The 21,715-nt window shown below is 44.6% G+C and carries 25 protein-coding genes; all 25 read right to left on the reverse strand.

Annotated features, from left to right (window positions below):
• Nucleotides 1–114: 114 nt before the first annotated feature.
• The gene (efp, locus tag LJE72_RS13295) at nucleotides 115–675 is read right to left on the reverse strand and encodes an elongation factor P (protein ID WP_073030333.1); all 561 of its coding nucleotides are present in this window, start codon (nucleotides 673–675) and stop codon (nucleotides 115–117) included.
• A 180-nt stretch (nucleotides 676–855) separates the two neighbouring features.
• A complete protein-coding gene (locus LJE72_RS13300; RefSeq protein WP_229248091.1) occupies nucleotides 856–1,917 on the reverse strand; it encodes a M24 family metallopeptidase in 1,062 nt (353 codons plus the stop codon).
• A 65-nt stretch (nucleotides 1,918–1,982) separates the two neighbouring features.
• Nucleotides 1,983–2,423 (reverse strand): type II 3-dehydroquinate dehydratase, encoded by a 441-nt coding sequence (gene aroQ, locus LJE72_RS13305; RefSeq protein WP_229248093.1) that lies wholly within the window; start codon nucleotides 2,421–2,423, stop codon nucleotides 1,983–1,985.
• 807 nt (nucleotides 2,424–3,230) lie between these two features.
• On the reverse strand, nucleotides 3,231–3,425 hold the full coding sequence (locus LJE72_RS26765; RefSeq protein WP_396391034.1) for a DUF6531 domain-containing protein: 195 nt from the start codon (nucleotides 3,423–3,425) through the stop codon (nucleotides 3,231–3,233).
• 391 nt (nucleotides 3,426–3,816) lie between these two features.
• Complete coding sequence (locus tag LJE72_RS13310) at nucleotides 3,817–4,401, reverse strand: LysM peptidoglycan-binding domain-containing protein (RefSeq protein ID WP_229248095.1); 585 nt, start codon at nucleotides 4,399–4,401, stop codon at nucleotides 3,817–3,819.
• A gap of 94 nt (nucleotides 4,402–4,495) precedes the next feature.
• Nucleotides 4,496–5,014 carry a hypothetical protein gene (locus LJE72_RS13315; protein ID WP_229248096.1) on the reverse strand — a complete coding sequence of 173 codons (519 nt, stop codon included), beginning with the start codon at nucleotides 5,012–5,014 and terminating at the stop codon, nucleotides 4,496–4,498.
• Nucleotides 5,007–6,446 carry a type IV pilus biogenesis protein PilM gene (locus LJE72_RS13320; RefSeq protein WP_229248097.1) on the reverse strand — a complete coding sequence of 480 codons (1,440 nt, stop codon included), beginning with the start codon at nucleotides 6,444–6,446 and terminating at the stop codon, nucleotides 5,007–5,009. Before LJE72_RS13320 ends, LJE72_RS13315 begins: the two co-directional genes overlap by 8 nt.
• 44 nt (nucleotides 6,447–6,490) lie before the next feature.
• Entirely contained in the window at nucleotides 6,491–7,279 is a 789-nt protein-coding gene (locus LJE72_RS13325; RefSeq protein ID WP_229248098.1) for a prepilin peptidase, read from the reverse strand.
• 101 nt (nucleotides 7,280–7,380) lie between these two features.
• The gene (locus LJE72_RS13330) at nucleotides 7,381–7,878 is read right to left on the reverse strand and encodes a type II secretion system protein (protein ID WP_229248099.1); all 498 of its coding nucleotides are present in this window, start codon (nucleotides 7,876–7,878) and stop codon (nucleotides 7,381–7,383) included.
• Between the two features lie 322 nt (nucleotides 7,879–8,200).
• On the reverse strand, nucleotides 8,201–9,406 hold the full coding sequence (locus LJE72_RS13335; protein WP_229248100.1) for a type II secretion system F family protein: 1,206 nt from the start codon (nucleotides 9,404–9,406) through the stop codon (nucleotides 8,201–8,203).
• Complete coding sequence (locus tag LJE72_RS13340) at nucleotides 9,403–10,449, reverse strand: type IV pilus twitching motility protein PilT (protein ID WP_229248101.1); 1,047 nt, start codon at nucleotides 10,447–10,449, stop codon at nucleotides 9,403–9,405. Before LJE72_RS13340 ends, LJE72_RS13335 begins: the two co-directional genes overlap by 4 nt.
• A 112-nt stretch (nucleotides 10,450–10,561) precedes the next feature.
• Entirely contained in the window at nucleotides 10,562–12,247 is a 1,686-nt protein-coding gene (locus LJE72_RS13345; protein WP_396391046.1) for an ATPase, T2SS/T4P/T4SS family, read from the reverse strand.
• 4 nt (nucleotides 12,248–12,251) lie between these two features.
• The gene (locus tag LJE72_RS13350) at nucleotides 12,252–12,764 is read right to left on the reverse strand and encodes a hypothetical protein (RefSeq protein ID WP_229248105.1); all 513 of its coding nucleotides are present in this window, start codon (nucleotides 12,762–12,764) and stop codon (nucleotides 12,252–12,254) included.
• Nucleotides 12,674–13,183 (reverse strand): prepilin-type N-terminal cleavage/methylation domain-containing protein, encoded by a 510-nt coding sequence (locus LJE72_RS13355; protein WP_229248106.1) that lies wholly within the window; start codon nucleotides 13,181–13,183, stop codon nucleotides 12,674–12,676. Before LJE72_RS13355 ends, LJE72_RS13350 begins: the two co-directional genes overlap by 91 nt.
• On the reverse strand, nucleotides 13,170–13,631 hold the full coding sequence (locus LJE72_RS13360) for a hypothetical protein (RefSeq protein WP_229248107.1): 462 nt from the start codon (nucleotides 13,629–13,631) through the stop codon (nucleotides 13,170–13,172). Before LJE72_RS13360 ends, LJE72_RS13355 begins: the two co-directional genes overlap by 14 nt.
• Before the next feature lie 27 nt (nucleotides 13,632–13,658).
• Nucleotides 13,659–14,063 carry a competence type IV pilus major pilin ComGC gene (locus LJE72_RS13365; RefSeq protein ID WP_229248108.1) on the reverse strand — a complete coding sequence of 135 codons (405 nt, stop codon included), beginning with the start codon at nucleotides 14,061–14,063 and terminating at the stop codon, nucleotides 13,659–13,661.
• A 407-nt stretch (nucleotides 14,064–14,470) separates the two neighbouring features.
• Complete coding sequence (locus tag LJE72_RS13370; protein ID WP_229248109.1) at nucleotides 14,471–14,986, reverse strand: pyridoxamine 5'-phosphate oxidase family protein; 516 nt, start codon at nucleotides 14,984–14,986, stop codon at nucleotides 14,471–14,473.
• Between the two features lie 44 nt (nucleotides 14,987–15,030).
• The gene (gene fni / locus LJE72_RS13375) at nucleotides 15,031–16,131 is read right to left on the reverse strand and encodes a type 2 isopentenyl-diphosphate Delta-isomerase (RefSeq protein WP_229248110.1); all 1,101 of its coding nucleotides are present in this window, start codon (nucleotides 16,129–16,131) and stop codon (nucleotides 15,031–15,033) included.
• A gap of 235 nt (nucleotides 16,132–16,366) precedes the next feature.
• Entirely contained in the window at nucleotides 16,367–17,458 is a 1,092-nt protein-coding gene (gene aroB / locus LJE72_RS13380; protein ID WP_229248111.1) for a 3-dehydroquinate synthase, read from the reverse strand.
• Nucleotides 17,430–17,963 (reverse strand): shikimate kinase, encoded by a 534-nt coding sequence (locus LJE72_RS13385; RefSeq protein WP_229248112.1) that lies wholly within the window; start codon nucleotides 17,961–17,963, stop codon nucleotides 17,430–17,432. The genes aroB and LJE72_RS13385 overlap by 29 nt, the downstream gene beginning before the upstream one ends.
• Before the next feature lie 103 nt (nucleotides 17,964–18,066).
• Nucleotides 18,067–19,215 carry a chorismate synthase gene (gene aroC / locus LJE72_RS13390; protein ID WP_229248114.1) on the reverse strand — a complete coding sequence of 383 codons (1,149 nt, stop codon included), beginning with the start codon at nucleotides 19,213–19,215 and terminating at the stop codon, nucleotides 18,067–18,069.
• On the reverse strand, nucleotides 19,130–19,681 hold the full coding sequence (locus tag LJE72_RS13395; protein WP_229248115.1) for a prepilin-type cleavage/methylation domain-containing protein: 552 nt from the start codon (nucleotides 19,679–19,681) through the stop codon (nucleotides 19,130–19,132). The genes aroC and LJE72_RS13395 overlap by 86 nt, the downstream gene beginning before the upstream one ends.
• A gap of 18 nt (nucleotides 19,682–19,699) precedes the next feature.
• Complete coding sequence (gene aroE, locus LJE72_RS13400) at nucleotides 19,700–20,539, reverse strand: shikimate dehydrogenase (protein ID WP_229248117.1); 840 nt, start codon at nucleotides 20,537–20,539, stop codon at nucleotides 19,700–19,702.
• Nucleotides 20,540–20,693: 154 nt separating this feature from the next.
• A complete protein-coding gene (locus LJE72_RS13405; RefSeq protein WP_229248119.1) occupies nucleotides 20,694–21,224 on the reverse strand; it encodes a YqeG family HAD IIIA-type phosphatase in 531 nt (176 codons plus the stop codon).
• A gap of 68 nt (nucleotides 21,225–21,292) precedes the next feature.
• A partial coding sequence (locus LJE72_RS13410; protein ID WP_229248121.1) for a sigma-70 family RNA polymerase sigma factor occupies nucleotides 21,293–21,715 on the reverse strand: 423 nt, incomplete at its 5' end.

The raw sequence follows: 21,715 nt of genomic DNA on the forward strand, positions 1-21,715 counted from the left end.
ACTTACAAGACCCCCACTTTTGTTCAAGTGGTTACTCCATACCAAACCCTCAGGCTTGCTAGTCTTCCATTGCAACAATTCCGACTTCCGGCATCTGATCTCTGACCCCTTGTTTTACTGAGCCCGTTGAACATAGCTTCCGGTTCTTGTATCAATGATCAAAACATCTCCCTCATTGACAAAGAACGGAACTTGCACGACAGTACCAGTTTCCAAGGTTGCAGGCTTAGTCCCTCCGGTAGCCGTGTCCCCTTTGACTCCCGGTTCAGTGGCGGCAACTGCAAGTTGAACTGTATTTGGCACATCAACTCCAATGACCTCCACGTCAAAGAAAAGCACCCCTAAAGTCATGTTTTCTTTCAACCACTTGACACCGTCTCCGATTTGAGCCTCTGTCAAAGAAGTTTGCTCATAGGTCTCCTTGTCCATGACCACAAAGTGTTCCCCATCTTTATAGAGGTAATCCATCTCTCGGCGCTCAACATGGGCCTTTTCAACCTTTTCTCCGGCATTAAACCTCCGCTCCACAACTCCGCCGGTTTTGACATTTTTCAATTTCGTACGCACAAAGGCAGCGCCTTTACCGGGCTTGACATGTTGGAATTCAACCACTGAAAATACATCACCATCTAATTCGATGGTTAAACCTGTCTTAAAATCGTTTGTAGAAATCATGTTATTTCTTCCCCCTAATAATTCTTGTATAAGTTAGTTTGTCCTCTTCTAACATCTAATACTTAGATATCCCTAAGCAATATCCCTGATTCCGGTAAGGTTCTTTCCGGTCTGAATCTTCGTGCTTCCTCGGCGGTGCTTGCGAAAGATGTTATCCAACAGTTAGCATTAGGACAAAATTTACTCGAAAATAATGAATTCTTTCGGTGCTTTAGTTAATACTTCACAGCCGTTTTCTGTCACCAAAACAATATCTTCAATCCGGACACCGCCCCAATTAGGGATATAGATACCAGGTTCGACGGTAATGACCATACCCGGCTCCAGCAAGCGTTCTTCCCTTTTATTTAGATTCGGACCTTCATGGATAGCCAGTCCAACAGAGTGTCCCAATCCATGTCCGAAGTAATCTCCATAACCGGCCTTTTCGATCATCGCGCGGGCTACAGCATCTACTTCTTTTCCGGTTCGTCCCGGAGCAACTGCTTGAATCCCTGCCCGCTGGGCAGCCAAGACAGTAGCATAAACCTGCCGATGCTTGTCCTCCGGATCGCCGATGAACACAGTTCGAGTGATATCTGAGCAGTAACCTTGATAAATCGCTCCGAAATCCATTGTCAGGAACTCTCCTAATTGAACTCTCTTTGAACTGGCTGTCCCATGAGGCATCGCTGAACGAACACCCGAAGCCACGATGAATTCGAATGACCCTCCGCTTGCACCAGCCCGGCGCATAGAAAATTCTAAGTTGAGGCCAATTTCTTCCTCCGTCTGTCCGATTTCTATGGTTTTTAATGCTTCATCAAACGCCATATCTGCAATCTTAACTGCTTGTCGAATCAACTCAATCTCAGAACTATCCTTTATCGAACGCAGGTGACTGACAAGATCAGGTAATGAGATAAGTTCTGCTTGTGAAAAGGCATCCTTTAATTTGCCAAAGTCCGCATATGTGATAAAGTCCCCTTCAAAGCCAACCCTTTGTGCCTGTTGTCCGACTTCTGACAAAGTCGTAAAGTGGTCCTGCCCCGCGTCAATAATTTCAAACTCAGGGGCCTGGGCTTTGGCTTGTTCTATGTAGCGAAAGTCGGTCAATAAAAAGGCTTTTTCTAATGTAATATACAAAGTGGTTTCTCCACCGGAAAACCCGCTTAAGTATCGTCCATTCTCCGGACGCATTACAACATATGCGTCGATATTTCCGTTGTGCATCTGTTGACGCATTTGTTGCAGACGACTCACTAAATGTCTCCCCCTTTTCGTAGTTCGTGGTTTGTAGTACGTGGTTCTAATATCCGATTCGCGCGTTATGCCCGCTGCTCTTGGTAGTCAATAGCATAACGCATGGCTAATCCATACCCCTCTGCACCAAGCCCTGAAATCTGTCCGATGCAGACCGGCGCAATAACTGAATTGGCTCGAAATGCTTCACGAGCATGGATATTGGACAGATGAACCTCAACCGCCGGAACCTTTACTCCACTAATAGCATCTCGAATGGCATAACTCGTATGCGTCCAAGCCCCAGGATTAAGGATTAAAAAATCAGCAGGTGTCAAGTCTTGAATCCAATCTATGAGAACCCCCTCATGATTGGTTTGCCGGCACTCAACGTTTATCTTGGCTTCATCAGCTAATCTTAGTATTCCCTGATTAATCTCTGCCAATGTTTGCGATCCATAATGCTCAGGCTCACGCACCCCTAATAAATTGATATTTGGACCATTAAACACCCATATCTTACCCATTTAATCACTTCCTTAACTACCTTTAAAATTTTAACACAATTTTCTATTGTAGCATAGTATTTTTAGGAGTGATCCATGCATAAGGACAATGGACAACAGTGTATTGCAATCGCCCTCAATATTATTTACATAATATCATAATCCGTGATGAAGTCAGGAAATTAATGAATTAACGATAGACACGTTGAATAATAAGGCAATTAGTGGCCAAACAGGTAATCGACTTTGACAGACGGCTTGTCCGAAAATCGAATGCGCATTCGTTTCTCGGACAAGCCCGATTTGTAAGACCGGATTTCATCTATTTCTATTCGACCAACCTCACTATGGGATCAGTTTGTAACGATAAGGTTATCCGAAAGGGGAAGAGAAGTAAGGCGACTCACGTCTACTTTTGAGGTGAACTGATTCCTCACTGCCACGACTTTTTCGACCAACTTGTTGGGGGAATATAGAAAGGCGGAAGTTATGGTAGGATTGGATGTATACTTGAGGTCAAAGCCCAGGAGTTCATCCGTCTTGGAATACATGTCTCCGGCTAGTGGTTTGGTAATACTCCCAATAAACGTGCCGCTGCCATCTTTTCGACAGTGCTGATCAGATTTCCTACCTTATCGTAATCATAGTCGAAGGTATGAAGGATTGGGCCAGTGGGTGTTTTCGAAACTGTTGCCTGCTTGCGCCGGCCTTACAGGTCATAGCTGAAACCGTAGGTTTCATTACTGGATAATCTCAGAGTCTTAAGCAAGCCTAAGGGACCGTAGTCTAAGCTGACGGTGCAGCCGTTGGCATCCAGTCCGTAGGTGGTCAGGTTTTGAGCATGAAGGGGCGTTCTGTCCCAGCTGAATCCAAGAGCACCTTTCCCCAGGTATCATTCACGAGTTGCATGTCGAGATTGGAAAACCATTTCTGTCCGAAAATACCCTGTAAAGCCCCCCGGCTGTTATAGGTTCTCGTAACGCTATTGGGTATTCCCCGGCCCGGCAGGGAGAAATCCACCACTGAGCTACATCGACATGTCTTGAATTGTGATAATTTTACGAACTATTTGTGAGGAACTTATCAAGACCTAATACTATTCGCTCCCAATCGACAATCCCTTTTTTATCATTTAATTTATTCCATTTTCTATGGTCACACATCACTCAATCTTTCTCTTTATCCATAAGTGCATTACAAGATTCTTAGTATAGATGAGTTCTTTGCGGTGTTCTGTTTTGAAATACTCTAGCATCAGCCGTATTCCCTGACTGATCATATAAATAACTTAGGTTAAAATAAGGGAAGGAGGATGTAACGAAACCTTTAGGTTTCGTTACATCCTCCTTTAAAAATCTAAGTTTTCCACATAATTTGTTATTTGTAGAAGACTTCCCTAGCTAATCCAAATTTGTTAGTATGCCGCTTGCGCTCCCTGACCGTATTGAGGGGCAAAATTGAATTGGGTTTGTTGGTTCTGATCCTGCTGTTGGGATTGAGATAGTTGAGGAGTTGTTTGCTCTTGAGTTTTTGTATGAACCGCTAGTCTGCCCTTTTCTGCGCTGTCCCCATCCCCACTCACCAAGCGCGGAGAGAGTATAACGTTTAAGTTGCTTAACATTATTTGCACTTCTGTTGGACCACATTCCCCTGCCGGCTGAATTTTGCGTATCTCTGTTCGCGGCAGCAGAAAATGAATTTCATGGGGAGTCTTAGGTTCCCCAATGCGTCGAAGACGAACATGAACTCCCTCTATTTCCATTTCAACTTCGTCAAGATATTCCCCTACAAACTCTTGCCCCTGATCTCCATCAATATTTACATACTGTTCTAACCCTTTAGACCCTTTAAATTCGGGCAGAACAATTTTCTGTCCTATTTGAAGCCTTAGTGGATCAACACTGGGATTGACCATTAAAAAATCGTCACAAGTTCCACCCCAGCGTTGTGCCAAGGCATGAAAATTATCTCCTGGTTGAATGCAGTATTCCTTGCCCACGTCACATTCCTCCTCTCCTTAAACTATGGAAGGGAAAGAATGTCTTGTTACTAATTATGGAAAATTATTTCTTTATTATCCCATTAACTTGAACTTACTCACCTGTGCAGTAATAGATTTGTAAAATAGCTTCTCCACCTGCTTCACTTAACACCGCCTCTTGAACATGAATACTGATTCCTTGCATTTTCTCAAGCGCTGCAAGGGAGGTGACGATTCCTGGCCATTGACCGAGTAAGCGCAAATTAACTAAAGCATAGTCAATCCTTGCACCTTTGCCCGCCTCTCTCCGCTCCCCAAACCGTTCAACATTTAACGAAACCACGTCCACGCCCGCATCTGCAAATGCGTTTCGACACAACTCAATCATATGGGGCAGCTGATCCATTGTGGGAATAATGGTATTAGGCTGTGTTATCCCTTTTCTTCGTACATCCTGCCAGTGAGCCTTTTCTTCCTGTAAGGTGCCCACTCTTACATAAGCTGGTTGCCAAAGAGCCAAAAATGCACCCGCAATACAGATCAAAACCCCTGCTAAGATAACCTTTAAAGTACCCAGGGATAGACGCTGCCAAAAGGGATATATCGAAAGGGTAGGAGGGTATTTAATCATAGTTGCCTCCCTGTTTTGCATTTAAAATAAACTCGACATTTTTTAGGGCTGTCAACTTATAACCGGACAAAGAGGGGTCTTCCCATCCTAAAGCCCGCAAACTGTTAATGATTTCTTGAACACTTTGGGAGTCATTTGCACTTCCGCGAACAGACAAACTCCCTTGCTTAAAGATAATCTGCTCAATCTTCAATTCTGCGCCCGCCAAGCCTTGGACTTGTGCCAATCTCTCTCCAATTTTTTCCGAGGGTATACTCACCTTATTCCAAGCCGACGCTAGAGCTTCTTGTTGTCGATTCTGCTCCTCAATCCTGGCACCTTCAGTCGATAGCTGTGTTATTTCCTCTTGCAAAGTCAATACCCTTTGACAGAGGGACAACCAAATCAAAGTTCCTGCTATTAAAAATACCGCGGCCAGAAAGACTAAACCAAGATAAGTCTTCTTAACCTTCTGCTTGGCAACAGGCTGACACCATAGGTTAAGCCCCGGACCATCTGATAAGATTCGCAGGCCATACCCCATGGTCACCTCAGCAAATCCTTTGTTATCCTCAAGCAACTTCTGCCAAGAATCAGGAATATCCTTTAGCATTGCTTCTTCAACCCTTAAGTTATGGTTTGAAGCGGCTAACGCCTGAGCGAGTTGAGCAATTTCGGGTCCTCCACTCCAGACCAAACGTTTTAAATTATAGTCTGGTTGCTGGGTCCGGTGGTATAAAAGAAAGCGTCCAACTTCGTTTTTCCATTCATCAATCCGCCCTTGTTCGCGACCCTCATTCACATTTGCATCTTTAGATAGAAGAGCAGGTAATAACCGTACACCTTTTGGAACCACTCCTCGAAATAAGGCCATGTGGATACTCCCTGAATCTCCCTGCAGGTATAGCACATCTTTGTCTGCTTCAAATCCCAAGGCTTGACCTAAGACAGAATAAGCAAAATCTGCTCCACTAACGCTAAAACCCGCTTGTCCAAAAATAAAGGCATACTGTTCCAGTATGCTTCGACGTGTTGCGCCTAATAAAACCTGCAGGCCCTTATGCTTTTCATCAGAAATAACAAGGAAATCATAGAGTAAATCTGATCTTGGAATCGATATTTCTTCATCAACTAAGAGAGGTATTGCTGATTTTCGATCGTATTTAGAAAGCCAAGGCAGGGTATATGACCCTATGAATCCTTGTTGCAGAGAAACAGCTAAGTATACCTTCTGGCAGTTGCCTGGATGTTGCAACCGATAAGTCGATAAAATGCCTATTAGAGAGTTTTCGTCCCGTACAATTCCCTGCTCAATAATCCCGGTCGGAATTGGAATGCGGTCAAATTTGACCATTGAAGAATTATGAACCAGTTTTCTAAAAGGAGGGATGGAAAAACAAAACCCTCGAATCTCTCCATCAGTCACTTCAAAGACCATGGAACTTTTTCGCATTTAAGCCCCCCCTTAAAATGAGGTTCGATTATGGTGCATAAATATTATCTTATCCAAGTCCAGTACCAGTCAAAGATTTGGGTTCCCCATAATAATGTAAATATAGCCCCTAAGGCCAGATAGGGCCCAAAGGGAATCTGCTGCCGAAAGCGCTTTTGACCTGTGATCAGGAGAAAAATTCCTGCTAATGCTCCAATAAAACTTCCGCTAAAAACTGATAAAAAAATTGCAGGAAACCCTAAGAAGGCACCCAAGGCCGCCACCAACTTGACATCTCCCAGACCCATTCCTTGCGGATAGGCCAGCGCAATCAACAGGAACACTCCCCCTGCGCCCAGAGCACTAAGCACACTCTCCCAGCCGCCAGGGCTTCCCGGTATAAGAAAAGCTCCTAAGATTCCAAACCCTAAGAGGGGAAGGGTAAGAACATCCGGCAGACGAAAGGTATCTAAATCAATAAAGGATAAAGCAATCAGCACTGCTACGAAAGCTAGGTTTAAGACCAGCCGGGCTGGGTGGACCCCCGAATCAATACTAACGTAGGCGGTCAAAAAGAAAAGGATTCCCGTTAGAAGTTCAATGGCCGGATAACGCCAAGAAATACGTGCCTGACATTCACGACACTGTCCTTTTTGAATTAGAAAGCTAAGCACAGGTATGAGTTCCCATGCCCGTAATGCATGTCCGCAAGCAGGACAATGAGAGCCTGGGGATACGATAGATTCCCCACGGGGGACACGATAAATGACTACATTCAGAAAACTTCCGATTATGAGTCCCAGCACCATTGAGAGTATTGAGAGTTCTGCAAGCCCTGCCGTCATACTCATCATGAAGTATCATCCTTTCCGGTTGCACTTCTGCTTCCATCCAGCTATAAATATTAAACGTACTCGTGCTAAATAGGGGATTTACTTGCCAATTAATTAAATAACTAATCAACAGAAGAGGTCCATAGGATTTCTTTTAACTCCCCATCATACGCTCGAACTTCTGCGGCCAAACCGTTGCTGGCCAGATAGATCATGATTATATTGGTAGGCTGTAAAGCGTCCGGAATGACAAGCACCGTTTCATCAGTTTCATCTGTATCAACCGCTTCAAGGGTTTCCACTCCAAAACCTTCTTTACCCTCTGCTACCTGTTGTGTTGTGGTTGTGTCCAATTTACTAATGTAATTGGGAATAAATCCAGCAGCAGTTACCACACCATCATCATCCTTCAAGTTTTCGGGATATGTTCCATTTTCAACTTGATATCGATCCAAGGCGGCTTTAACTTGGTGCGCTGTCGCCACATCTGCTTTTTGCCGTGCGTTTGCTGTACTTGACACCAATTTTGGGATCGCTATAGCTGCCAGCCCGGCAATGATAATGATCACGGCCAACACTTCGATTAGGGTAAACCCTTTGTCCCGTTCGAGATAATTCACACTTTTCTCCTCCTTCATCTTAAATAACCCCTTCCTCATCAGATAATCTTAAGTGGGGTTTGCAAATTTATCGTAAAGTCTACACTTTAGTAAGGGTAGTTTTGCGTAATATATGTGCCTAAAAAAATAACCTTTGGCGTGAGAAAACGTGCACATGGAGTTAAAAACCATGTATCGCAAACCAAATAGCTAAGGTCAGACTCGGCCGGGCTTGTCCTAGAATCGTACGCGCGTAAGATTCTGGGACAAGTCCAGGAGAAGGCTCCACCCTTGCCGTGATTGCCCAATTTCTGATTTGGATATTGGAGAGCAGAAAAATCTGCTATTCAAGATGTGAACTGAGATCAAAGACAGGAAGCATAACCCCGCCAGCAACAAGGCTGATCAGCCCAGCTAAAGCAAGAATCAAAACCGGTCCAAGCATACCCATTAAACGATCCAGGTGTTCCTCAAGTTCGCGGCGAAAAATCCGTGTGACATAATGCAGCATCTGATCCAGTTGACCCGCTTCCTCGGCAATTCCTATCATTTCAGCCCCTTCCTTGGGAAAGATTCCACTGGAACGCAGCAAAGGTGCCATTCTCCTTCCCTGACGAACATTTAGTACGAGATGGTTTGTTAAAGCCAGCATCTCCTGGCTGTGCAACGATCCTGCTGTGAGACGCAGGGCTTCTAACAAGGAAATTCCGGCACCTAATAAGCGGGCCAACATTCTGCTAAACTGAACTAAATCCCCGAGACGATAGACCTTTCCGATGAGTGGAGCGCGACCCAGCAACTTGTCTAAACGAATTTTCCAGTGATCCGGGCTGGTAAATTTAAAAACCAGCAAACCACCGCCTACTAATCCGACACCCCCCCCTAAGAAAAGGGGAAGTTTTTGACTGCCGGCAAAAATGACTCTAGTCAAAAAGGGTAATTCAGTGGCGCCTACACTTAAAAACAGTTTTTCATACATAGGAAGAACCCACACGGAAAGAACATATAGTACCAGGATAACGGCAGAAAATAAAAGCATTGGATAGGCTAGAGCAGCCTTAACCTTTTGCTGATAAACCTGTTCCTGATCTAACTCATCTGCCACTTCACTGAGAACCTTTCCGACAGTTCCCGTGTATTCCCCCGCTTTAATCATGGAGAGTACAAATGCCTTAGGGGAAGGATTCACAAGGGCCAAAGCCTCTGATAAGTCACTGCCTGATTCCACTCGTTCCTTAACGCTTTTCCATTGGTCCTGCTCAAAAGATCTTTTCTCTTCAGAGGAGGTCATCATTTCCAAAGCCTGAAGTATGGGAATTCCCGCTTCCAATAAGGTAGCTAAGCGACGAGCGAAACTGCTCCACTTTAAATTAACTCTGGCCGGCAATAATACATTCTTCCAATTCAGGGTTGCTCGAACCCATACAGGGAAGTATCCTGCCTTCCTTAAGCGGGTTTGAACCTCAGTACTCTCATCACCCGCCCATGCTCCGTGCCGAATTTTTCCATTTAAGTCGACAGCTTTCCACAGAAAATACCGCCTGCTCATCTCCTCATGCTGTCAGGGCTCTGCATCTTTTCCTGAGCCACTTCGTAAGACACTAGACCCCTTTGCACTAAATCCATAATTGCCTTATCCATAGTTTGCATTCCTAACTTGGCATTCGTTTGGATAACCGTTGGAAGCTGATGAGTTTTGCCTTCCCTTATAAGGCTGCGAACCGCTGGCGTAGCCATCATAACCTCGATAGCGGCCACTCTTCCTTGCTGATCTTCTCTAGGAAACAATTGTTGAGACATAATTCCCTGTAATACTGCCGCCAGTTGCACCCGAATTTGCTGCTGCTGGTGAGGCGGAAAAACATCAATCATCCGGTCCACCGACTGGGTTGCGTCATTTGTATGAAGGGTGCTAAAAACCAAGTGCCCAGTTTCAGCGGCTGTAACAGCGGTAGCGATAGTTTCTAAATCCCGCATTTCTCCAACCAAAATCACATCCGGATCTTGACGCAAAACCGCTCGCAGGGCATTCGTAAATGAATGGGTATCGTTACCAACCTCCCGTTGATTGACTAAACTCAGTTTATGTCTGTGTAAATATTCGATGGGATCTTCGATAGTCACGATGTGGCAAGCCCTTGTTCGATTAATATAGTCGACGAGGGATGCTAAAGTAGTTGATTTACCACTTCCGGTTGGGCCAGTCACTAGGACTAACCCTTTATGCAGTTTAGCCAGCTCAATACTTACTGGCGGAAGTCCTAACTCTTCCGGACTGGGAATGACAAAAGGAATCAAGCGAATAACTATTCCGATAGATCCTCTCTGACGAAATATATTAACCCGATAACGTCCAACCCCTGCCAAACTATAGGATAGGTCTAATTCCCCATATTCAACAAACCGTTTGGCTTGCTTTTCATCCATCAGAGATTGGGCAAAATTACTTAAATCTGCCTGAGAAAGTTTTTCCATCTGATTTTGAACCAGTGAACCATTAATACGTAAAACCGGCGGGCTCTCCACTGTCAAATGAATGTCTGACGCCTTATTCTCTCCAGCCAAAAGCAAAAGCTCTTTTAATGAAAACATTCTTCCGTCTCCTCTTATCCTTGTATTCCGGATCTAAACACACCTACATAATACAACGAAATCTTTAGAATTGCCTTATATCCCCATAGTTGAAACTAGGGGCTTTACGGCATCAAGTGGTAACACGTAACACTTCCTCCACGGTCGTAAGTCCTTGGATTACCTTAAACATCCCATCTTCAAAAACCGTAAGCATCCCGGAAACCATCGCTTGTTGTTCAATGTCTCTGGCATTTTGCATAGATAGGACGAGTTCTTTAATCTCCTGATTATACAGCAAAAATTCATGTACCCCAATCCTGCCTCGAAATCCAGTCCCCAGACAATCCGGGCATCCCACAGCACCATGCAGTTGGTCGACTGACCCCGGTAAACGGAGTACCCTTTTCTCCGCCTCTGAAACCTTATACTTAATCTTACACTCTTCACACAACCGGCGCACCAGGCGTTGAGATAATACCCCACTAACCGCCGAGGCTAAGAGATAAGGTTCTACCCCCATATCAATGAGCCGAGCCAAGGCCTCTGCCGCCGTATTAGTATGTAACGTTGATAAAACTAAATGTCCCGTAAGGGAAGCAGTGATGGCGATTCTCGCTGTTTCTTCATCACGGATTTCTCCAATCATGATCACATCCGGATCTTGACGCAAGATATGTTTTAACCCAACAGGAAAGCTGAGTCCTGCGGGAAGGTTAACTTGTACCTGATTCACCCCAGACAGTTGATATTCGACAGGTTCTTCAATGGAAATAATATTTTGCTCCTCAGCGTTTAATTCTCTGAGCAGGGCATAGAGGGTAGTGGTCTTGCCGCTTCCCGTTGGACCCACCACCAGTATCAGCCCATTGGGACGTTTCAATAAGGCTTGTACTCCCGTCTCAACCTCTAAGCGCATTCCCAGATCATTAAGCGGACGCTGAGCCATCTCCGGGTCTAAAATTCGCACAACTATTTTTTCCCCATACACAGTAGGCATTGAGGACATTCGCAGATCAACGCGCTGAGGACCCGCGTTAAACGTCATTCGGCCATCTTGAGGAAATCGCCGTTCTGCCACATCCATTTGAGCCATCACTTTCAGGCTGGAAACAATACTCCGAGCGGCCTTGGCCGAGAGATCATGTTTTCTGATAAGTTTACCGTCAATTCGGTAGCGCACCACAAAAGCACTTTTACGGGGTTCCCAATGAATATCGCTAACTCCCTGCACAACAGCCTCGTGTAACACGGAATGAACGAATTTAAGAGTTGGTGCCTCGTCCTCTTGGGAAGCTAACTCAGCAGTCTCGGAAAACTCGACCGACCAACCGCCTTGATTTTCCAAAACATCCTCTGCAAGGTTTGCCAGACGGGCGACAGATTGTTCTACCGTTAAACACTGTCGAATTGCACCCTCGATTTCTTCCTTCATAGCAAATACAGGCTCAATTTCCAGCCCTGTAAACATTCTGACATCCCGGAGGGCCCGTTCATGGGTGGGATCTAACATGGCGACTCTCAAAACTCCGGAATACCGTTCAAAGGGGATAAGGGTGTAACGGCGAGCGATTTCTTCAGAAATTAGTCCTGCTACAGCAGGGTCAATTGCGACCCTGGTCAGTTTTACTTCCGGGATCCCTAAATATTGTCTGACAGCCTTCGATAAACCCGCTCGGTTTAACGCACCTATACGCACAAGCGCATCCTCAATAGATTCTCCGGTCTGTAAGGCTGATTCTAACCCAGCAGATAATCCAACTTTATCAAGAAAGCCATTAGCTACTAAAAACTGACCAAATTCATGATTGCTTTTCATGACGTCACCAATGCAATTCCTGATAACCCTTAATGACCCAAGTTCCATTAACTAACTCTAACCGCTCCTCAATTCTTCGAACAGCTAATCCTGAAAGTCCTTTAGACGTCACTTTATACTCCCCTTCACTAAACTCAATTAGGATATCGACCTGCCCAGTATCAAATGACAAACTCCCCTGATGCAGTTCGGGATTAACCAGCAAATGGGCTTTGGCCCACTCAATCCCTCCCTCAGCAATGTAGAGGGCTTGTCTGCTTTGAGTTTCACGTTTTACCATGCGGTTCTCTGCGTTGGCCTTTAGATAGACCTCCATCCCCAGCCCCGAAAAGGAGGTTAACAGCAGAAGAACAAGAAGGCTTATATACCCTGATGGATTCTGCACCATTATCTTGGCCAGTCTTCTAATTAGAAATCCGGGGGTATTTATGAAGCAGGATAAAATACCCGTCGTCTGATAAGCGTTTGCCAAGTGACAATTTGCCCATTCACGTTTGCCTGTAAGAAAATTTCCCACAATCCCGGCTCCACCTCCGCACATTTCCATCCAATCATACAGCTCGCCACCGGTTGTGGCATTTCTGCATGACTCCAATATAGATCTTTCCGTCCATCACCGTCTAAATCATCGATAAAATAGGAATCAAGCCTTGGCTGAGGGTTAGAATCATCTGCTAAAGGTAACACCTTTAACACACCGGGATCTGCCCAACTTGCAGTTTCGGACATGCGAATTGCATCAGAGACCGTCTTTCCAGCCGTCATAACGGCATAATGTGCTTCCAAGTGATTCTTGAGAGCATGTGCTCCACGCCATTGATCTGTAAACAGCCGCATGGCAGTCAATAAGAAAATGCCCGAAATCAATAAGGCCGCCAACACTTCCAAAAGGGTTAACCCGCATTCTAAATGATCCCTCCGCCTATTCAACCGCATAAAGGCTCTCCAACTTATATTGATACGGATTTCCCCGTTCCGTCCAAATGACTGCTACACTTACTTTCAATAGTTGGGGGGTGTCATGCCATTCTGAACATATTATCCAACGGAATTTCCCATCTGTTCCTTCTATTGTTCTGCCTGGGATACAATTACCCTCAGCGATAGCATCCCTCCACTTATGGACTGCCAAGTGATCCATTGTCGCTTGAGCCAGATTAGCACCCTCCATAAGGGTTGTAGCCCGGCGAGATTCTGAAAGGGCCTCAACTGTCAATTCAAAAAGAACCCCAAATCCTAAAGAAAAGAGAAACAGGGCCAATAATACATCAAATAAAACATATCCCTTCGCAGTGCCGAAGTTATTGCTTTTTGGGATGCTCCCTCCCCCCCTCCACAGTTTCAGCCACGTTTTTATCCATTTCCCAATTAAAAACCATGTCATCTCTCTAAGTTAACGAAGGTTAGACCATTAATCAGCCGCGGAGTTGTCGACTCGCCCCGACGAATCAAGGTGGTAACTTTGTTCAGAGTTAAAAGGATTGATTGGAATTTCATTAAGGTAGGGACCTTGCCAATCACTCATGCTCTTTTGGGCAGATACTAAATCAGTTACACTGTGTGGATAAGTACCGACATCAATCTTGTAAAGCTGGACGGCTCCTTCGATTCTTTGGATATTAGCCCGATTCATTTGCAAGCGAACATGTTTGGAGGCTGAACCGTAATAATAAGGGGTAAATGAGGTTAGAATAACTCCCATAAGGAAAAGGACAACCAGAACTTCCCATAATGTGAAACCTGATAGTCGTGACTTGTTATTTCTCTTCAGGGTTATTCTTCTCGGATAATTCACGCTTCTCAATTCTAAACTCACAACTTTCAACTCAATATAAGATTCCTAACACACAATTCTTCTTCTTTCTCTGTCCATTAATAAATCCCTTCCAGCCTCGACATATCTTTCTTGAAAATACTCTTAGTTACCATTTTCCCCTATTAATTCCATAGCATTACATCGATATGTACTTTTGCAATTGCAATAAGGAAAATCTGACAAAGATTCTTTAATCCTTGTCAGATTTTGTATACTTCTTGGTTTTAAGAAATAACCTGATTCTCACCCAAGTCTGTCTATAAGAACTCAGCAAACTATTGAACTTATTTTAGGCCTTGTAACTGAATGCATCCTTAAAACCATACTCATCCCATTTTTCTTTGACCACTTCCGGCACTGATTCTGATAAAGTGATATTGATAGGTTTTTCTTTCCAATCTAAAACATCATGTATCCAAGTTTGCTTGGGCTTCAGACAGCTCATAACCATCTCCAGTTTCATCATCCTTTAAATTCAACTCAATATGTTCGCCAAATTTTATAGTATTATCCGTGAATTTCAAAAACTGAGGTATTATGCAGTGCCAACGGGCCTTAGAAACTCCCTTAAAGGCACTGGGATTTTGTAAAATCTGCAGAGCAAAAGGATACTTCTTATAATAAGCAGCCAAAACGACTGCTGTCTCTTTGAGGTTTTTCACAAGGTAGGCCTTCCCTTTCAGTTGAAGGCCTTGAATCTTTTTCGGATCTTGATAGTCTTCAGTAATTGCCGCCGCTGTCAGGGGATTATCTCGCAAGTTACTGCTGTGTCTCGACGTAAGTTCTGACAAAAAATAGATGTAGAATCCACGATTGACAAAGAAAACTGGAGTAGCCCAAGGTCCGTCTTCCCCATAAGTAGAAAGGATCATAGTATTGTGGTTGGCTAAATAGTTAAGCATCCTTTGAGCTTTCTCAGTCATAATTAACACCTCAATATATATTTTAAGCAACCTTACTTCAGATTTCATGCTCTAGACCGTGAGTATTTGTCAATATCAACGCCCCTTCGCAAAAGCCATTCTGCCGTAATGCCCGTAATAACCACCGGCTTTTTTGACAATTCTTCCAAAGAAGCAGCCCCCACCATTAACATTGACCGGCGCAAATCTTTTATAATTCTTTCAACTCGATCATCAAGGCCTTTTTCAGAGCTATTATGAAGAACCTGTAAGAAGTGGCCCGCCATACCCACCAATTTAGATCCTAAAACGAGAGCACAAGTTACATCACTTTCACCTGTAAAACCACCGGAAGCTAAAACCGAAAGCGGCAAATCCAAACTTAAAACTTCTATCAGGCTGGCAGCAGTTGAAATACCGATGTTCTGGGATTTTCCTAAGCAGCCCTGACTAGAGCGAGCAAATTCTATTTTTATAAAATCCGTTCCACCTTTACCACTAACGTCAATATAACGCACTCCAACATCATAGATTCTCTTAGCTGTCTCTCGAGACAGCCCAAAGCCAACCTCTTTAACAATAACAGGTACCTTGGATAAGGTTACGACTTTTTCGATGTTGGTCAAAACCCCTCTAAAATTTCTATCCCCCTCAGTCATAGCAAGTTCCTGAGCAACATTCAAATGTAACTGAACCCCATCTGCTCCAATCATGTTGATTGCTTCTTTTACCAGAACCGGCGGTGTTAAGGCATTAACATTAGCCAGTATAATCCCCTCAGGATTCTCTTCTCGTGCTATCTTATAAGTTTTTCTCACACTCGGATCTTCCAAGCCAGCTGTCTGTGAGCCAACTGCCATGCCAATGCCAGCCCGTGCTGCCACCCTTGCCAGACTCTTGTTAATATACTCAACATCAGGATGTCCACCGGTCATTGCATTTATCAGAAGCGGAGCTTTCAACCTCTTTCCCAAAAACTCCAGAGAAGTATCAATCTGCTCAAAGTTTAAATCCGGCAGAGCTTCATAAACTAAATAAATATCAGAGAAACCATTTTTCACCGAATTTTCCGTATTGAGAGCAAATTCTATATGTTCCTTTTTGCGATGTTGCCTAGATATTTTCCATACCCCCAAAGCCCTTAATTTGTTATTCTCGTTATTCAATAAAGCTCTATTTCCACCTTGGATTCCGGTCTTTTAATAACAAGGCTTGGCTTGCACTAAGCTTCTAACTTTACTCTAACCTATTTACTCTTAAATTTACACTTAGAATTAAATTTTTTGATAGAACTGTATATAGACCTTTGGCAAAGGTAGTTTTTAATATGCACTTTTAGTAACAGTAAAAATCTGACAAAGATTCCATAATCCTTGCCAGATTTTTAGTTTATCCTTCATATTAAGTAATAACCTGTTTCCAAGCTGCTAAGATTTCGAGGTCCGTACATTCCTTGGAAACAATTGCTTGCCCAATTCCTTTGGGCAGAATTAGAATCTTTCGTCCCCCTAGATTTTTCTTATCCGATTGCATGCGTTGCAACAAAGCCTCAGGGTCTTGTCCTTTGATCTCAGTCGGCAAGCCATAGGTATTTAGCAACCGCTTAACTCGATCTATCTCCGCGCTGGTCATCAGCCCTTTTGCGTAGGCGAGATGAGTCGCGGCTATGATCCCAATACTAACCCCTTGCCCATGTGTAACTCCGCGATAATTCATCTCAGTCTCGAGGGCATGTCCGAAACTATGACCCAGATTCAGCAAGCCGCGTACTCCTTGTTCTCGTTCATCTTGGGAAACGATTTTTACTTTGACAGCAGAAGACCGCGTCACCATTTCGCCCCAGATCGATTTTTCCCGGAGCTTGATACTTTTTTCTTCCTTCTCAAAAAACTCAAAAAGGTCTCGGTCAGCAATTATAGCATGCTTAATACTCTCAGCTAAGCCATTTTCAACTTCTTCCCAAGGCAAACTTTCAAGGGTTGAAAAGTCCGTCCAAACCGCCAAGGGTGGATAAAAGGTGCCTAAGATATTCTTGCCCGCCGGATGATTTACGGCTGTTTTTCCACCGATGCTGCTGTCTACTTGCGCCAATAAGGTGGTAGGGACTTGAATTAACCGAATTCCCCGCATGAAGACACTGGCAAAAAATCCCGCCAAATCTCCGATAACCCCTCCTCCGAGAGCGATTACAAGAGTTTTACGGTCCGCATCACAACGCAAGGCCGCTGTCGTTAGCTGAGCTAAACGTTCCAAGGATTTTTCTGTTTCTCCGGCGGGGACTGTCAGCAAATTCACTCGGTAATCAAGAAGTCCTTTCTTGAGACGTTCCGAGTACAATTCGGCTACTATCTGATGTGAAATAACAAGAATGTGCTCCACATCCTCAAATTGAAGATGTAAGTACTCCCCTAATTCTTCGAGAGAAGCCCCCAAAAACACGGGGTACGTGCGGTCCGCTGTTACATCAATCTTTGGCCACTTCGCTAAACTCATTTTTCGTCATCCTCTCTAGCTGTATAAGAATCTCTTTCACCACTTCATCGACGCTTTTTTGCGACGTATCGACTATAAAATCAGCCTGAGAGTAACATTCCTGGCGTTCAGACCACAACTTCTCAATAGCTTCTCTCGGAGCCTTTAGAAGTGGGCGGTCATTTTTAGTTCCTATCCGAGCGAGAATCGTTTCCAGGGAGGCATGAAGAGCGATAACCGTCCCGTTCTGAGCCAGCGCATTCCAATTAAGAGGGTTTAACACCGTACCTCCACCGGTTGCAATAACGAGCTGCTCCTGCTGACTGAGTCTTGCAACCACGATGCTTTCTTCTGAACGAAAACGGGTCTCTCCATGCCGACGGAAAATTTCACTGACACTCAAGCTGGTTACTTCCCCAATTTCATAGTCTGTATCAACAAAATCCCAAGCGAGCGACTGAGCTAAACGCTTTCCAACTGTGCTTTTGCCGGTTCCCATAAATCCAATGAGAACAATGTTTCGCATGAAGCTCCTCCCTCTCGTATTCGATATTCGAGGTCCGATGTTCGAGGTCCGAAATTTGTTATTCGAATATCGTCACCGCACGCTCAGCTACTTTAGATAAAAACTATATCTGAAGTAAGTATCTTTTATAATCTTCCCAAGCATTTTGTAATTCTATAAAAGTATCCGCCGGAAATTTCTCAAGCACCGCTTCAGCAATTACCCATGCTACCACATGTTCCAAAACTACTAAAGCTGCCGGTACAGCACAGATGTCTGACCGCTCTACACTAGCTTTAACCGCCGCTTTAGTCTCCAGATGCACCGTATCTAAAGGTTGATAAAGGGTCGGAATCGGTTTCATAACCGCTTGAAGAATGATCGGTTCTCCGTTACTCATCCCCCCCTCGATTCCTCCGGCATGGTTGGAAACCCTGCCGAAGCCCTGGCCCTTTTCATAACAAATTGGATCATGAACCTTGGACCCCGTTCGGTCCCCAGCCTCAAATCCTAAGCCAAAGGAGACTCCTTTGATTGCTTGCACTGAGAGGACAGCCTGGGCTAATTTACCATCTAATTTTCGATCCCACTGCACATGGGACCCCAATCCTGCGGGGACATGATGCACTTGCACTTCTAAGATTCCGCCCAAGGATTCCCCTTGTTCTCGTGCTGAGATGAGCCCTTCCCCCATCTGTTGTTCGGCAATCGGGTCTCCTACAGACCACTCTGATTGTTCTACACGTTGCCAATAGTCTTCATTATCAGCACGCTCCGCGTGAACACCGCCTACCGCCAGAACATGCCCCCTTATTTCTACCCCTAAGGCGGTCAGAACTTGCCTGGCAACACTCCCGATTGCTACCCTCATGGCAGTTTCTCGGGCGCTGGCTCGCTCAAGGATATTCCTGACTTCCGTGCGATATTTGAAGGCTCCCGACAAATCCGCATGCCCAGGCCGAGGAGTCAACACTTTTCGGCTCTCTAAGTCAGCGTCTTCTCTCCAAGTCATGATTTTCTCCCAGTTTTCCCAATCACGATTAGGAATTTCCAAAGCGATTGGGGCCCCCGTACTTAATCCTCCTCGCACTCCGGAAACAAGCTGAACTTCATCTTGTTCAATGGCCATCCTTCCGCCTCGTCCGGGGCCTTTTTGACGTTTTCTAAGAGCCTTATCAACTTGATCCTTAGAAATCTTCATTCCCGAGGGAAGTCCCTCGATAATTCCCACTAATTTCTGACCGTGTGATTCTCCCGCTGTTAAAAACCGCACTTTTCGTCTTCCCCTCTATATCCAACTTTTCTCGAATGCGCATACCTACCGGGGCGACAATGACACTTCTCCGCTCTCCTAATGAATTGGTCAAGGTAATCGTCGTCCCCACACTTCGTCCTGAAGCATTAAAGGTTAAATTTCCCTGGCTTCCAAGAAAACTAACCCCCTCTTTAAGGTACACATTTTTTACCATCTTACCTTGCCTAAAGATCTGGTAATGGTGATCCCCGGTTTGATAATAGAATTTAACCGCATACCAATTATTTTCCGCCATGGCAGCCTGACGAGCATCCCGAATGTCTTCCAATAATTGAGTGGATTCAAAGGCTAAGCGTTGCTTTTCAAAGTTAACAGGAAGCTTAATGAGCAGATAAAAACCTGAGCCCCCTAAAAGAATGAAAACAAGTAACATTTCTAACAGCGTAAATCCTCGCTCAAGATCGTTGGCCCCTGCTTTACTCATTTCACTCTTCCTTTACCTCTATCCTTTATTAAACATTCCCTTGAAGAGTTGATTCTTTAGGGCTTGGCGCATTTCCTTGACAGGAGCTCGACCACCAAGCCAAAACTCCCAGGCCAAAGCCCCTTGATATAGAAGCATTTCTAAACCATTATGCCTTCGGCACCCCAGTTTCTTCGCTTCTTTCAAAAAAGCAGTTTCCATAGGGTTGAAAATTATATCCACAACAAGGGCCTGCTTAGAAATCCCTTCTAATGAGAATGGAAAGCTCTCTCTATGCAGCCCTACAGAAGTCGTTTGCACTAATAGATCCACATCTTTGAGCCATTCCCCCGGAACAAACTCCCCTGAAGAAGCTGTGCCTCCCTCGCGTTCTATGGCTCGAGCCAATCCCTTGGCCTTTTCAGGCGTGCGATTAAGAATATGTAAACACATCCCTTGCTCAGCTAAGGCCAGAGCTATCCCTTTACTGGCTCCGCCTGCACCCAGAAGAACCGCCTTTTTCCCTTTAAATCCATGGAGTTCTTCTTCTACAGAACGAACAAATCCATCCCCGTCCGTATTGTGACCCATAAGTTGTCCCTCATGAATTTTCACGGTATTAACCGCCCCGGCGCGCTTAGCTTGGGGAGTAAGCGTATCGAGGAGAGAAACAATGTCCTCCTTATGAGGGAGTGTTACATTCCAACCGGAAAACCCCAAAGCCCGAAGACCTTTTACCGCCTCCGCTAAATAGCTGGCTTCAACGCGAAAGCGTTGATATTCCGCGTCAAGCCCCAGTGCCTTATACCCTGCATTGTGCATCCAGGGAGAGAGTGAATGCTGAATTGGGTCACCTATAACTGCAAAGTGTTTTTCCACTTATAACATTCCTTTACATAATCCTTTAGAGGCCAGATCAGAAAATATAAGAAACTGCTTCAGGAAGTTTTAACTCCACCGAGTACAGTTGAACCTATCTGGGCATAGTCATGAGTAAATAGCGAAAAGGAATGGCTAAGCCATTCCTGAATGCTTAATGAATTTTCGGACTGTAAGGTTTGGCCGAAGCAAAATGCTTCATGACCCAAACGAGTAATTTCTCTATCCGTCGCATAATCCGAGTTCCGATAAACTCATGGTCATTGATGGGAGTGACCAAAATTGTATATAGACCCAAACGGTTTCCGCCTAAAATATCTGTAAATAACTGATCTCCGATGACAGCTGTATCCCCTTGTCCTGTTTTCAGAAGATTCATACCCGCCCGGAAGGCTCTGCGGCGTGGTTTTGTGGCCTTAAAAACAAAGGGAATCCCTAATCCGTCGGCAACCACGGCTACGCGTTGACGCTTACTATTGTTAGACACCACACACGCACGGATTTCAGCTGATTTAACCTTTTTAAACCACGCTTCCACTTTAGGGCCCACTTCCACATCATTCCAGGGGGTCATAGTATTATCTAAGTCAATAATCAACCCTCGAATCCCATCCTTACGAAGCTGTTCTACCGAAATAAGATCGAGAGAATTAGCTTGACGTGTAGGTCGAAAATACTCTAACATAGAATCCTCCAAAAAGCATAAGTTTATATCATTATACCTTAGAGGATGCCACAAGAGCAAGTAATGGACTACCTATTTGAATCAGTCTTTGCCATCTCTTCCAATAATTTTTGAATGGCTTTTTTCTCGATGCGCGAAACATAGGATCGGGAAATTTCTAAGGCTTTGGAAATCTCACGTTGAGTCCGTTTGGGGCTGTTCATTAAGCCATAGCGCAATTGAAGAACTAGTTTTTCCCTTTGGGTAAGCTTTTTAACGAGCTCAAGCAAAGCCTTTTGCTCTGATTCATTTTCCACCTTTAAGGAAATATCCTCTTCGTTTGAACCCAGCACATCGATAAGCGAAATTTCATTGCCCTCTTTGTCCATACCAATTGGATCATAGATTGATACTTCGCCACGGGACTTTTTCAGTGACCGCAAATGCATTAAGATTTCATTTTCAATACAACGGGCCGCATAGGTGGCAAGCTTAGTCCCTTTGTTCGGATC

The sequence above is a fragment of the Desulfosporosinus shakirovi genome (assembly GCF_020595055.1).
Lineage (GTDB): Bacteria > Bacillota > Desulfitobacteriia > Desulfitobacteriales > Desulfitobacteriaceae > Desulfosporosinus > Desulfosporosinus shakirovi.

What these genes read in the sequence shown, in the direction of transcription:
- efp (WP_073030333.1), bottom strand. Translation starts at nt 675, where the DNA reads ATGATTTCTACAAACGATTTTAAGACAGGTTTAACCATCGAATTAGAT.
- aroQ (WP_229248093.1), bottom strand. Translation starts at nt 2,423, where the DNA reads ATGGGTAAGATATGGGTGTTTAATGGTCCAAATATCAATTTATTAGGG.
- LJE72_RS13315 (WP_229248096.1), bottom strand. Translation starts at nt 5,014, where the DNA reads ATGATTAAATACCCTCCTACCCTTTCGATATATCCCTTTTGGCAGCGT.
- LJE72_RS13320 (WP_229248097.1), bottom strand. Translation starts at nt 6,446, where the DNA reads ATGCGAAAAAGTTCCATGGTCTTTGAAGTGACTGATGGAGAGATTCGA.
- LJE72_RS13325 (WP_229248098.1), bottom strand. Translation starts at nt 7,279, where the DNA reads ATGATGAGTATGACGGCAGGGCTTGCAGAACTCTCAATACTCTCAATG.
- LJE72_RS13335 (WP_229248100.1), bottom strand. Translation starts at nt 9,406, where the DNA reads ATGAGCAGGCGGTATTTTCTGTGGAAAGCTGTCGACTTAAATGGAAAA.
- LJE72_RS13340 (WP_229248101.1), bottom strand. Translation starts at nt 10,449, where the DNA reads ATGTTTTCATTAAAAGAGCTTTTGCTTTTGGCTGGAGAGAATAAGGCG.
- LJE72_RS13345 (WP_396391046.1), bottom strand. Translation starts at nt 12,247, where the DNA reads ATGAAAAGCAATCATGAATTTGGTCAGTTTTTAGTAGCTAATGGCTTT.
- LJE72_RS13355 (WP_229248106.1), bottom strand. Translation starts at nt 13,183, where the DNA reads ATGCGGTTGAATAGGCGGAGGGATCATTTAGAATGCGGGTTAACCCTT.
- LJE72_RS13360 (WP_229248107.1), bottom strand. Translation starts at nt 13,631, where the DNA reads ATGACATGGTTTTTAATTGGGAAATGGATAAAAACGTGGCTGAAACTG.
- LJE72_RS13370 (WP_229248109.1), bottom strand. Translation starts at nt 14,986, where the DNA reads ATGACTGAGAAAGCTCAAAGGATGCTTAACTATTTAGCCAACCACAAT.
- aroB (WP_229248111.1), bottom strand. Translation starts at nt 17,458, where the DNA reads ATGAGTTTAGCGAAGTGGCCAAAGATTGATGTAACAGCGGACCGCACG.
- LJE72_RS13385 (WP_229248112.1), bottom strand. Translation starts at nt 17,963, where the DNA reads ATGCGAAACATTGTTCTCATTGGATTTATGGGAACCGGCAAAAGCACA.
- LJE72_RS13395 (WP_229248115.1), bottom strand. Translation starts at nt 19,681, where the DNA reads ATGAGTAAAGCAGGGGCCAACGATCTTGAGCGAGGATTTACGCTGTTA.
- LJE72_RS13405 (WP_229248119.1), bottom strand. Translation starts at nt 21,224, where the DNA reads ATGTTAGAGTATTTTCGACCTACACGTCAAGCTAATTCTCTCGATCTT.